Annotated in this window: 12 protein-coding genes; 5 read left to right on the forward strand and 7 right to left on the reverse strand. The window is 61.8% G+C overall.

Going from position 1 to position 11801, the window contains the following annotated elements; translation table 11 throughout:
* Window positions 1-12 precede the first annotated feature (12 nt).
* Entirely contained in the window at window positions 13-819 is an 807-nt protein-coding gene (locus tag M1L53_RS00640; protein ID WP_054187506.1) for an ABC transporter ATP-binding protein, read from the forward strand.
* A gap of 12 nt (window positions 820-831) precedes the next feature.
* Here the strand turns inward: M1L53_RS00640 and soxR are convergent, their stop codons facing one another.
* Window positions 832-1272, reverse strand: a complete 441-nt coding sequence (gene soxR, locus M1L53_RS00645) for a redox-sensitive transcriptional activator SoxR (RefSeq protein WP_003943238.1) — start codon at window positions 1270-1272, stop codon at window positions 832-834.
* 63 nt (window positions 1273-1335) lie between these two features.
* On the opposite strand from soxR, the gene M1L53_RS00650 reads away from it, so the two are divergent.
* The gene (locus M1L53_RS00650; protein ID WP_054187507.1) at window positions 1336-2766 is read left to right on the forward strand and encodes an MFS transporter; all 1431 of its coding nucleotides are present in this window, start codon (window positions 1336-1338) and stop codon (window positions 2764-2766) included.
* Window positions 2767-2798: 32 nt separating this feature from the next.
* Window positions 2799-3011, forward strand: coding sequence for a hypothetical protein (locus tag M1L53_RS00655; RefSeq protein WP_007730800.1), 213 nt, complete (start codon window positions 2799-2801; stop codon window positions 3009-3011).
* Between the two features lie 9 nt (window positions 3012-3020).
* Here M1L53_RS00655 and M1L53_RS00660 read toward each other — a convergent pair whose 3' ends face one another.
* From M1L53_RS00660 to M1L53_RS00670, 3 genes are all read right to left on the reverse strand, one after another.
* Window positions 3021-4115 carry a GGDEF domain-containing protein gene (locus tag M1L53_RS00660; protein WP_042446343.1) on the reverse strand — a complete coding sequence of 365 codons (1095 nt, stop codon included), beginning with the start codon at window positions 4113-4115 and terminating at the stop codon, window positions 3021-3023.
* 147 nt (window positions 4116-4262) lie between these two features.
* Window positions 4263-5402: an EstA family serine hydrolase gene (locus M1L53_RS00665; protein WP_042446349.1), complete on the reverse strand. Its 1140-nt coding sequence runs from the start codon at window positions 5400-5402 to the stop codon at window positions 4263-4265.
* Between the two features lie 104 nt (window positions 5403-5506).
* On the reverse strand, window positions 5507-6400 hold the full coding sequence (locus tag M1L53_RS00670) for an oxygenase MpaB family protein (protein WP_003943120.1): 894 nt from the start codon (window positions 6398-6400) through the stop codon (window positions 5507-5509).
* Between the two features lie 95 nt (window positions 6401-6495).
* Here M1L53_RS00670 and M1L53_RS00675 point away from each other — a divergent pair, with 95 nt between their 5' ends.
* Window positions 6496-7116 carry a TetR/AcrR family transcriptional regulator gene (locus tag M1L53_RS00675; RefSeq protein WP_371736619.1) on the forward strand — a complete coding sequence of 207 codons (621 nt, stop codon included), beginning with the start codon at window positions 6496-6498 and terminating at the stop codon, window positions 7114-7116.
* 9 nt (window positions 7117-7125) lie between these two features.
* On the opposite strand, the gene M1L53_RS00680 is transcribed toward M1L53_RS00675, so the two are convergent.
* Both M1L53_RS00680 and M1L53_RS00685 read right to left on the reverse strand, forming a co-directional pair.
* Entirely contained in the window at window positions 7126-7818 is a 693-nt protein-coding gene (locus tag M1L53_RS00680; protein ID WP_003942905.1) for a GntR family transcriptional regulator, read from the reverse strand.
* A gap of 9 nt (window positions 7819-7827) precedes the next feature.
* The gene (locus M1L53_RS00685) at window positions 7828-8970 is read right to left on the reverse strand and encodes an acyl-CoA dehydrogenase family protein (protein ID WP_007730792.1); all 1143 of its coding nucleotides are present in this window, start codon (window positions 8968-8970) and stop codon (window positions 7828-7830) included.
* Between the two features lie 127 nt (window positions 8971-9097).
* On the opposite strand from M1L53_RS00685, the gene M1L53_RS00690 reads away from it, so the two are divergent.
* Window positions 9098-10624: an aldehyde dehydrogenase family protein gene (locus tag M1L53_RS00690; RefSeq protein WP_054187536.1), complete on the forward strand. Its 1527-nt coding sequence runs from the start codon at window positions 9098-9100 to the stop codon at window positions 10622-10624.
* Window positions 10625-10636: 12 nt separating this feature from the next.
* Here the strand turns inward: M1L53_RS00690 and sfnG are convergent, their stop codons facing one another.
* On the reverse strand, window positions 10637-11761 hold the full coding sequence (gene sfnG, locus M1L53_RS00695; RefSeq protein ID WP_054187509.1) for a dimethylsulfone monooxygenase SfnG: 1125 nt from the start codon (window positions 11759-11761) through the stop codon (window positions 10637-10639).
* Between the last annotated feature and the right edge of the window lie 40 nt (window positions 11762-11801).

The following is an 11801-nucleotide window of genomic DNA, read 5'->3' on the forward strand; positions in this document are numbered from 1 at the left end:
AGGTTAGTTCTCGTGCAACACCCCACCGGCACAGTTCTGTCTACCGAACACGTGGATCTCGTCCGCGACGGCCGATACTTGTTGAAAGACATCAACATTTCGATCGAACCCGGACAACACTGGGTCCTCCTCGGCGCGAACGGCGCGGGCAAGAGCACGCTTCTGAGCCTGCTCGGAGCAACCGCCCACCCGACTCGCGGTTCCGTTTACGTCCTCGGCCACAAGTTGGGCCGCGTCGACATGAGGGAACTGCGGATGGACATCGGGCACGTGAACCCTCGTCACACGATCGGAATTCCGATCACCGTCCGCAACGTCGTGATCACCGGCCTCACCAACACCACCGAGGTGATGCCGCGCTGGTCACCGACGCCGGAGCAAGAGGCTCACGCCGACGCACTGATCGATCTACTCGGAATGAGTCCGCGTTCGGACGCGCTGTGGCCCAACTTGTCCCAAGGCGAACGGGGACGAGCCCTGATCGCCCGCGCACTCATGGTCGAACCGCGCCTGCTTCTGCTCGACGAACCGGCGACCGGGCTCGATCTTGCTGCACGCGAACAACTCTTGACGGCACTGGACGACCTCCGCAATCAGAACCCGTCACTTGCCAGCATCCTCGTGACGCACCACATCGAGGAGATCCCCAGCACCACCACACATGCTCTTCTGATCAAGGACGGCGTCGTGACCGCCAGCGGCCTCGCCGAGGATGTGATCACCACCCGGAACATCAGCGAGTGCTTCTCGCATCCCATCGAGATCGAGCGTCGTGGTGGTCGGTGGAATGCTCAGTCGCGGCCACGCGAAAGAGTGTGACCGACAGTAGTTTCAGAGACGTCTGGCGCCGGGTCCCTCCCGGCCCAGTTCGTCTCCAGGGTTGAGCAGGTTGCATGTTTTCAGTGACAGACACCCGCAGCCGATACAGCCCGTCAGTTCGTCCTGCATCCGGTTGATGGCCTGCTTGCGATCCTCGAGGCGCTGATTCCACTCCGTGGAAATCTTGCGCCAGTCTTTCTTCGTCGGAGTTCGCCCCTGCGGCAACGATCCGAATACTTCGGCAACTTCGGCCAGGGGTATCCCGAATCTGACTGCCAACTGGATCAGCGACACCCGCCGGATCGAATGCCGCGGGAACTTCCTCATATTTCCTGCCGTCCGCTCCGCAGGAACCAGACCGAGTGTTTCGTAGTAGCGCACAGCCGACACGGCGACGCCAGTGCGCTCCGATACCTCGCCGATCGAGAGAAGTTCGTCACTCTTACGGATCATTCTGCCTCCCAATGGCTGCGCGACATTGACCTGAAGCGCACTCGAGATTCTACCTTCGACAACATGCACTCCCCCACCGATGCTCCCGCCGGAACCTGGCGGCAACTCCTGAGCGGTCGATACCTCGGCACCGCTACCGTCCTCGCAGGCGGCGTTGCGCTCTACGCGACCAACGTCTACCTGACGACCAGCCTGCTTCCGACTGCCATCGACGACATCGGCGGTCAGCAGTACTACGCCTGGACCGCGACGGTCTTCCTCATTGCTTCCGTCATCTCTTCGATGTTGGTCACCAACGTCCTCGCCGCCAGGGGACCGCGCGGGGCCTACCTGATCGGCCTCGCGATCTTCGCGCTCGGCACCGTTGTCTGTGCGGTCAGCCCGACGATGGAATTGCTGTTGGTCGGCCGCACGATCCAGGGTTCGGGCGGTGGCCTGCTGGCCGGTCTCGGTTACGCCGTCATCAATGCCGCGCTCCCCAGACATCTGTGGACTCGCGGGGCCGCGCTGGTTTCGGCGATGTGGGGAGTCGGCACCTTCGCCGGCCCTGCAATCGGCGGTGTCTTTGCTCAGTTCGGAGCCTGGCGATGGGCTTTCGGCGTCCTGGTCATCGCGACGATCGCAGTCGCCGCTCTCGTCCCCAGCGCGCTACCGGCACATGAACCGGGCAGCACCACCAGTAGCCCGGTGCCGGTCCTCTCGCTGGCATTGCTGACTGCGGCAGCTTTGCTGGTCAGCGTTGCCGGAATTCTGTCCAACCTCGCCGTGACCGCCGCAATGGTTCTCGCCGCTGTGCTGCTACTGATCGCTTTTGTCGCCGCTGACCGTCGCTCGCGCCACGGCGTACTACCGCCGTCGACGTTCAACTCGTCATCTCTCAAATGGGTGTACCTGACCATCGTCGTCCTCGCCGTCGCGTCGACCGTCGAGACGTTCATTCCACTCTTCGGGCAACGACTTGCCGGCCTGGCGCCTCTCGCGGCCGGATTCCTCGGGGCCGCACTCGCTCTCGGCTGGACTCTCGGCGAAATCCCGAGCGCCTCGGCCACGACCCCTCGTATCGTGCGACGAATCGTTGTCAGCGGTCCGATCCTCGTCGCGATCGGGTTGGGCATCATGGCAGCATTTCTCACCGAACACGCCGGCGCCGGTGCGATGGTCGCGTGGGTGATCGGACTGCTGTTCGCCGGCGTCGGAATCGGCATCGCCTGGCCTCATCTTGCAGTCGGGGCGATGACCTCGGTCACCGATCCCGGAGAAGGTGCGCGTGCCTCGGCTGCCATCAACACCGTTCAGCTGATCGCCAATGCCTTCGGTGCAGCCCTGGCCGGAGTGCTGGTCAACATCGGCGAACCGTCGACGCTTCGTTCTGCGCAATTGCTTCTCTTCACCTTCGCCGCTGTCTCGATCATCGGCATTGCCGTGGCAGCTCGCGCACTTCCGCGAACGCCCGACAAAATCGGCAGCCCCGAAATCGTTCACGACGCTCGCTAAACTGTGAGAAACCCACACGGAGGAGTTGGCCAGTGACAGAACCGGATCCGGGCACAGTGGAAACCGACTTCCCGAAGACGGGAGCTCCCGCACAGCGCGCGCTGATCGCAGCGGGTTACACCCATCTCGCGCAGCTGACGTCCGTGTCCGAGAAGGAACTCGGCGCTTTGCACGGGATGGGACCGAAGGCCTTGAGGATTCTGCGCGAAGCACTCGCCGAACGTGGTCTGAGCTTCGCCGACTGAGCTCTCACATCAGACCAGGCTCGCCCGCACCTGGTTGCCACCTTCGCGCTTCGCTTCGTACATCACCGAGTCCGCGACGCGGAAGAGTTCGGCAAAAGCAGCGTCGACGGACTCACCCGGATTCCGGGGCGCGGTGCGGACCGCCATTCCGATGCTCGCGCTCGTCGGAGGGTCATCGTTCGCTCCGTCCATCGCGGAGCGGATCTGTCCTTCCAGCCTGGAGATCACGCTGACCGGTACCCGTTCGACCACGACGAACTCGTCACCGCCCATACGAGCAGTCAAGGCGGACTGGGTTGTCCACAAACGGATGCGCAGTGCAGTTCGCATGATCGTGCTGTCTCCTACGTCATGGCCGTGAACGTCGTTGATCGTCTTGAAGCGATCGAGGTCGATCACCACTACGAGCAGTGCATCCGCTTCGGTGACCGGAGCGCCCATCAAGTCATTCACCCGACGCGCCAATCCGCGACGGTTGAGCAGTCCGGTCAACGGGTCGATGTCGGAGGTAGTGGCATCCGAACCCAGGACCGCCAGAACAATCTGTGACACAACAGGAATCACGATGATCGTAGCCAGCACAACCGAGATCTTCGCCAGCCCCAAGCCGACGTCCGCTGCTGGCCCGAACAACAAAGTCCACCCCGAAAGCACCGTGACGGTCGAGGCGAAGACCAAGTGACCGACTTGGAGTTTCGGATTGTGGAAGAACGCGATGTAGCCGCCGATCGACGCGAAAACGACGCACGCGATGAGTCGTCCCAGCGGTTCCGAGTCGGTTGCGGCCGCCGCCGCAATCGCGACGTCGGAACCCACGACAAAGGTGTACGACCACAGCGGCGTAGGCGGAAACAGCCACCAGATCAGGGCCGCGCCGAGGCACAGCGCGATGACCGCCAGATTGACCGCTCGCCAGAACGTACCTTGCGGACCGACGTCACTGAATCGCGCCGACAGCAACACCAGCCCCATCCAGAATGCTGTTCCGCCGACCAGCGCCCGGCAGGAAGTCAAGAACCCGCGGTCCTGGAGGTACCTGCTGAAACTGTGGAACTGGTCCGGCAACTGCCACCAGCGCATGACGACGTCGACCAAACCGTTCATCGCCGATCAGCCGATGCAGCTCCGCAACTTTTGGGCGTACTTCGACGAAACGGACTCGCTGATTTCCCCCCGGAGCACACTGGCATATCCGGCAGCATAGTCAGCGGCGACAGACAAAAACCGTTCTGCCGGATTTGAATCGGTCGATCAACTCAAAGCGTCGTAGGCCGCCGATACGTACTGCGCCGATCTCTCGGAACCGAGCAGACCCGGCCCCATCTTGTTCATCACGTACGAGAACGTCATGCGCTTCTCGGTGTCGATGATGATCTGCGAGCCACCCCAACCTCCCCAGAAGCAGATTCGCCCCTCCGGAATGAACGGGACGGACTCGGGCGTCGGCAATCCGAATCCGACGCCGAAGCGGACCGGCACGCCGAGGACGAGGTCGACCCCGTACGACTGCTCCTCGAAGATCTTGTCGATCGTTTCCTCCGACAGCAGGCGAACGTCACCGACCTTGCCACCGCACGCGATCACCGATTGGATCCTTGCGAGTGCCCTCGCATTCGAATGACCGTTGGCCGCACCGATCTCGGCGGCGCGCCACCCGTCGGTCCACGAACCTGTAGCGTCAGCGGGCGGCGCGGTGAATGTCTTCACCATGATGTTGTCCATCCCGAGTGCCGCGATGTCGATCGGCAACGGCGGTGGCGCAATCACATTCGAGACTCGCCCGTATTCCGACTTCGGCAAGCCCAGGCGGAAATCAGCATCGAGTGGGCCGGCGATTTCCTCGTCGATGAAGCGGCCGAGGGTTCGTCCGTCGATGCGCCTGACGACCTCGCCGATCAGGTGGCCGTAGTTGAGGGCGTGGTATCCGGATGCCGTACCCGGTTCCCACCACGGAGCCTGCGTCGCCAACCGGGCGGTGGCATATTCGTCGTCGCAAATGTTCTCGAGGGTGAACGGTTGATCCCACCCCGACACACCCGAGGTGTGCGACAACAGTTGCCGGACCCGAATTCGGTCCTTGCCCGCTGCTGCGAATTCCGGCCAGTACTGCGCGACCGGGGCGTCGAGATCAAGCAACCCGCGGTCGACGAGCATGAGCGCGGCCAGTGCGGTCACGGTCTTGCTGCAGGACCAGACATTGGTAACGGTGTCGCGAGACCAAGGAGCAGTGTGCTCGACGTCGACCCAACCGCCCCACATGTCGACGACGGATTCGCCGTCGATCGTCAGTGCGATCGCTGCCCCGACGTCCTCGCCGGAATCGAGATTGCGTGCCAGCGCCTCCTTCAAGCCAGAGAATCGCTGGTCACATACGCCTTCGATGTTCGCCACTGACAGCCTCCACAGGAATGATGAAACTTGACGTCAACTTCAACTACGTTGAGTATGTGTCCGATTCACCTGTGGTGTCAATCACTTCAAGTGCCAGAGTCGGCTCAGACCAACGGGATTCCCTTGGCGATGCGCCGACGCAGATCCCAGAGATAGAAGTTGTAGGGAAACATCCGCAGAATCTTCGGACTGAACCGATTGACCAGCGCGGCGACGCGCATGGATCGGTCGAAGTTACGCTGCTGACGCACTGACCACGGGAGCCGCATTTCGTCACGAAAGGCTTGGGGCAGGAACCCGGTGGTGACAAATCGATTGAGCGGACCGACCACGGGATGCAACAACTTCGGCGTGAAGGTCGCCGACGCGATCCCGTAGAGATGCTCACGAATCGTCTCGTCGATCGCCACCTTGTCGAGGTTCTCGTTCCAGTAGACCTCGAACGCATCCCGGTCCGCCGGCCACATGTCGCGTCGCATCTGAAGGGTTGTACCGAACGTGGCGCTGCGCTGATAAAACGCATCCCGGGTTACCGGATCGAGATCCCCGTACAAGATTTTGTAGACGTCCTCGAAGCCTCGGTACAGACAGGCGGCCACCCACAACTGCAGTTCCGGATCGAACGCGTTGTACTCGACTGCACTGTTCTCATCGGAACGAACATGCTTGTGCGAGCCGTTGACTGCGCGTCGGTACAGCTTCTTTTCTTCGTCCGTCGCCAGGCTTGCGACGGCGAGATACGTCAGCGTCGTCCGGGTTCGCTTCACCGGATGCCGATCCAACCGACCCGTCTCGACCTTGCTCTCGTACACGCCGTACCCCACCGCCGGACGCGCGAGCTGCATGATGACATTCGCGCCGGCTGCCAACAACCCGAGACCGGACATCGCCTTTTCGACTTCCGCATCGATGTCGATCGCTTTGGTGTCGACCGCTTCGATACCGCCGACTGCCTCGGTTTCCCCGCGCCCGCCCGTCGAATCCCTACTCACCGTCATGGCAGAACCCCTTCGAGTCGATATCTGCGAACGCATGTTCTCAGATGAGTGAAACGCTGAAATGCCGAGATGTCAAGCAATCTCTGGATGCAAAGATGGTCTTCATGAATGACCAACCGCGTTCGTACGCTGGCGTCGACGGCGCGCTCCGCGTAGCCCAACGACGGGAGGCGCTGATCGAGGCCGGTCTGGAACTCATGGGCTCCGCCGAGCCCGAACTGACGGTCCGCGGAGTGTGCAAGAAGGCCGGTGTCGCGGCGCGGTACTTCTACGAGAGCTTCACCGATCGTGATGCTCTGATGTCGGCCGTCTACGACACCGTCATCACGGACATCGCCGTTTCAACCCAGGCTGCAGTGGACGCCGCCGAGACCGAACGCGGCAAGGCGCTCGCTGGAATCGCGAACATCGTCCGCACTATCGCGAACGATCCCCGTCGCGGACGTCTACTGTTCTCCAGCGCCCTGACGAGCCCTGTCCTGGCCGAGAAACGCCAAGCGTCGACGACGATATTCATCGGTCTCCTGGCCGCCAACGCGAAGACCTTCTACCGATTGAACGACAGCGGTCATCTGACCCTGACCGCCACGTTCCTGGTCGGCGGCCTGGCGCAGACCCTCAGTGCATGGCTCGACGGGTACATCGACGTGACGGAAGAAGAACTGGTCGCCGAATGTGCGGCGATCCTGCTCGCACCCGCCCTGCCGCCGTCTTGAGCTCCTGATTCAGTCCCAGATCCCGATGTTGTCGAGGTGAGCGAGAAGTCGAGCAGCGCCGTCGGAGAACTGCAGACTCATCTGCGCGTCCACCTGTTCTCGATCGTGCTTCTCGAACGCCGCGATCAAAGCATCGTGGCTCGATACCGCAAGCTCACCCCAGCCTGGATCCGTCGCGTAGAGACGAGCAGGGGTGTACCGAATCGCGCCGAACAGGAACCATGCCAACTTCGCACCACCCGCAGCGCGATTGATCAGGCGATGGAACTCGAATTCGCACTGCTCGATCGCAGCTGCATCCGAAGCGTCGACCGCCGCTCGCAAATCGGCATTGAGTTCCGTGAGTTCCGCGAGTTGATCAGCGGTGATGCTGTCCATCGCCCGCAACGCCAGCTTGACCGCGATCTGCCCCTGCAACCAGAAGATGTCTTCGATGTCCTGGCGACTGAGGGGCGAGACGAGATAGCCGCGATGCGGAACCAACTCGACCATCCCCTCGCCGCGTAATGCGACGAGGGCTTCTCGCACCGGCGTGACGCTGACCCCGAGGTCGGCCGCGGTTTCGTCCAGCCTGACGAACTCGCCCGGACGGACCGAGCCGGACATGATCAGGTTGCGAACGTGGTTGGCCACGTCCTCCGACAACTGTGGCCGTCTCCTCAGCTCAGATGTCGCTCTCCGAGTGCGTGCAGACGTTGCCACAACCGATCCTCACAGTCCGTACGTTTTGCCGATGATGTCTCGCTGAATCTCGTTGGTACCACCATAAATGGAGGACACAAGAGTCTTTCGCACATGGTGCTCCATGTCGAACTCAGTCGCGTAACCGTACCCACCCATCATCTGCATCCCCTCGAGCGCGACCTTCTTGGCGGTCTCGGTCAGCTTGAGCTTGGCCATCGACGCTTCCCGCGGGAACATCTTGGTCGGGTTGGCGTCGACCATCCTGGCCACGCTGTAGACCAGCAGACGGCCGCATTCGATCTCCGTGGCGAGATCCGCGATCCGATGGCGAAGCGCCTGAAACGATCCGACCGGACGGCCGAACTGCTTACGCGTGGTGACGAATTCGAGGGTGTCGTCGAAAGCGCGCTGCGCGGTCCCGAGCATCATCGCCGCGAGGATGAGGCGTTCGATGTTGAGTCCGGCCATGAGTTGACGCCAGCCGTTGCCGACTTCCCCAACCACCGCGTCCTCGGGCAGGAATGTGTCGGTGAAGTAGAGATCGTTGACCTCCTTGCCGCCCATGGTGTCGATTCCACTGATCTTCAATCCGGAGATGTCGGCCGGGACATGGAACATCGTCAGGCCCTCATGCTTGCCTTCACCTCGGGATGTGCGAGCCACCAGAAGGATGTTCTCGGCGAAGTGCGCGTTGGAGCACCACGTCTTCTGGCCGTTGATCAGCCACCCACCGTCGACCTTCTCGGCGCGGCAACTCAGATTTCCCACGTCGGAGCCCGCTTCGGGTTCGGACATCGAGATCGACTGAGACGCGCCACGGACGATCCCGCCGAGCACTGCCTCCTTCTGGGCCGGACTGCCGAACTTCTCGTATGCAGCCCCGGTGATGACGGTCGGGCCCAGTCCACCGATCGGCGCCATACCCTTGGCGGCTTCCTCCAGGAAGATGCACAGGTCGACCGTGCTTCCGGCGGATCCGCCGTATTCCTCCGGGACAGTCAGCCCGAGCCATCCCAATTCCGCCATCTTCTCGTAGAACGCCTGGTTGTGGTTATGGGCGCCATGATCGGTCAGCAGGTCTCGCTGCTCACGGGTACCACTTTCCTTCTTGCAGAACGACGCTACCGACTTGGCGAAATCAGACTGCTCCTGCGTGAAATCCATGTACATCGAAAACTCCCGAGTGAGATGAGGCTGGAGGCTTGTCGGAGCCCGGTCCGACGCATACTGTGACTACCAGCACAGTAAATCACATCACATATATGTGATGCACCGACATGTGGAGGATCTGAAGAACATGACAGAACAGCTCGGCCGCCAGAGCACGTCCACGTCGACAGATCCGAGATCGGACGATCACACTTTCGCGAGCCTCGACCCTCGCAATGATTCCGTGGTCGCGCAGCACCCCATTGCAGACCAGCAGGAGATCGAGAAAGCGGTCGCCGCAGCACGCACGGCGTCGAAGTGGTGGGATCAACTCGGATTCCAAGGCCGCCGGAAGGTGCTCGGCAATTTCCGCGCCGCGATCGCCACTCACGCCGAATCGATGGCGGCGATCATTTCCGCCGAGACCGGAAAACCCAGCGACGACGCACTACTCGAAGTCATGCTGGCCGTCGAACATCTCGACTGGGCGGCACGCAACGCACAGAAAGTGTTGCGCCGCAGACGCGTCGGTGCAGGACTGATCAGCGCCAACCAGTCTGCATCCGTTGGCTACCGGCCGATGGGCGTCGTCGGCGTGATCGGCCCCTGGAACTATCCGCTGTACACACCGATGGGGTCGATCGGCTACGCACTGGCCGCCGGCAACGCCGTAGTCTTCAAACCGAGCGAACTCTCACCAGGCGTCGGCGTCGAATTGGCCCGGCTGTGGAACATCGCCGCACCCGGACACCCTGTCCTGCAGACCATTACCGGTGACGGAAAAACCGGTGCACTTCTGTGTTCGTCCGGTGTCGACAAGATCGCATTCACCGGTTCGACCGCTACCGCAAAGCGCGTAATGGCCGCCTGCGCGGACACCCTCATCCCCCTGGTCGCCGAATGCGGCGGCAAGGACGCCATGCTGGTGGACTCCGACGCCAACCTCGATGCGGCCGTGAGCTTCGCGGCATTCGGGGCAGTGGGCAACGGCGGACAAACCTGTGCCGGCGTCGAACGAATCTACGTCGCAGCGCCCGTGTACGACGCCTTCCTGTCCAAGCTCACCGCCGCGCTACGAGACGCCCACGCCGGCGCCACCGACAGCTCGACCTACGGGCCGATGACGCTGGGAAAGCAGACTGGGATAGTCCGGGGCCAGATCGAAGACGCTCTCAGTCGCGGCGCGAAAGCTGTACTCGGCGGACTTGATTCGTTCAACGGTCCGTTCATCGATCCGATCATCCTGACGGATGTTCCGGAGGATTCCACGGCGATCACCGAGGAGACGTTCGGCCCGAGCGTCGTGGTGAACAAGGTCGCCGACATGAACGAGGGGATCGAACGCGCCAATGCGTCGAAGTACGGCTTGGGCGCCTCGGTGTTCACCAAGAGTTCGTCGAAGGGCCGAGCAATTGCCGAGAAGCTCGACTGCGGTGTCGTCACGGTCAATTCGGTTCTCGGTTTCGCCGGAATCGCCGCCCTGCCGTTCGGCGGGGTCGGCGATTCCGGATTCGGCCGTATCCACGGAGCCGATGGGCTGCGTGAGTTCAGCAGTGTGAAATCACTGGCCGTTCAGAAGTTCAGCGCTCCACTGGACCTGCTGACCATCGAGCGAAAAGCCAGGGACATGAAGATCTCACGTTGGATGCTGGCGAAACGCCACGCGAAGTCCTGAGAGATCAGGCGATCAGCCGGCGGTGACGAGCACCTGCTCGTCGCTGTCGGCTGCTTCGAGTTCACGAACCAGCGGAAGCACCTTGGCCCCGAAGTATTCGATCTCCTCCTGGAAATGCAGGAATCCGCCGAGAATCAGATCGACACCGCGACGGCGATATTCGACGATCCGATGCGCGATTCGTTCCGGCGTGCCGATCAGTTGCGAGCGGAAACCGTCGTTGTACTGAACCAAGTCCTCGAACGTCGAATCCGCCCACATCCCGTCCTTGGACGCGGTCGATGCGCCGGCCTGTTGGACTGCATTCTTGAATCCCTCGACCGCAGGGCGGTTGGCCTTGGCGATGATCTCGCGCAGTGTGTCCTTTGCTTCCGCCTCGGTGTCGCGGGCGATGATGAATCCGTTGAGCCCGAACTTGACCTCCCGATCGTTCTCACGAGCAACACGGCGAACGTCGACCAACTGTTCGGTGACGCCGTCGTAGTCCTTGCCGTTACTGAAGTACCAATCCGAATACCGGCCCGCGTTCTCACGGGCTGCCGCCGAGTTACCACCTTGGAACAGTTCGGGATTGGGGCGCTCCGGAGTGTTGAGAGGCTTCGGCTTCAACGTGAAGTCGTGGATGCGGTAGAAGTCGCCGCGGAAATCGACGTCGTCCTCCGTCCAGATCTTCCGAAGAACCTGAAGGAACTCGGCGCTACGCCGATAACGCTCGTCGTGCTCGAGCCACGGCTCGCCTAGATGTGTGAACTCGTCCTTGAACCAACCACTGACGACGTTGACGGCAAAACGACCGTTCGACAAGTGATCGGCGGTAGCGCCCAGTTTCGCCAACACGGCCGGCTGCCAGAGTCCCGGATGCACCGCGGCGATCACCTTGAGCTTCTCAGTGGCCAGGAGAAGCGCAAGGCTGAAGCTCGTGGATTCGTGCTGGAATTCGGCCCCGTAGCTCGCCTCGTAACGTACCTGACTCAGGGCGTACTCGAAGCCGTTGTTCTCGGCGGTCTGCGCCAGCTTCTTGTTGTACTCGTAGTCCCAGCTGGTCCGCTGCTCGATGTCGGAGGTGACCAGACCACCACTGACATTGGGCACCCAGTAGGCGAACTTGATCTCGTCGGCGATACGTTCAGTAGACATGAAACCCAGCAAACATGCAGTTCCCAGTGGTTTCCAGGGT

Source organism: Rhodococcus sp. T9N, assembly GCF_024436645.1.
Classification (GTDB): Bacteria; Actinomycetota; Actinomycetes; order Mycobacteriales; family Mycobacteriaceae; genus Rhodococcus_F; species Rhodococcus_F qingshengii.

Coding starts and splice junctions, on each gene's coding strand:
- soxR (WP_003943238.1), bottom strand. CDS start 1,272: ATGATCCGTAAGAGTGACGAACTTCTCTCGATCGGCGAGGTATCGGAG.
- M1L53_RS00650 (WP_054187507.1), top strand. CDS start 1,336: ATGCACTCCCCCACCGATGCTCCCGCCGGAACCTGGCGGCAACTCCTG.
- M1L53_RS00660 (WP_042446343.1), bottom strand. CDS start 4,115: ATGAACGGTTTGGTCGACGTCGTCATGCGCTGGTGGCAGTTGCCGGAC.
- M1L53_RS00670 (WP_003943120.1), bottom strand. CDS start 6,400: ATGACGGTGAGTAGGGATTCGACGGGCGGGCGCGGGGAAACCGAGGCA.
- M1L53_RS00675 (WP_371736619.1), top strand. CDS start 6,496: ATGGTCTTCATGAATGACCAACCGCGTTCGTACGCTGGCGTCGACGGC.
- M1L53_RS00685 (WP_007730792.1), bottom strand. CDS start 8,970: ATGTACATGGATTTCACGCAGGAGCAGTCTGATTTCGCCAAGTCGGTA.
- M1L53_RS00690 (WP_054187536.1), top strand. CDS start 9,098: ATGACAGAACAGCTCGGCCGCCAGAGCACGTCCACGTCGACAGATCCG.
- sfnG (WP_054187509.1), bottom strand. CDS start 11,761: ATGTCTACTGAACGTATCGCCGACGAGATCAAGTTCGCCTACTGGGTG.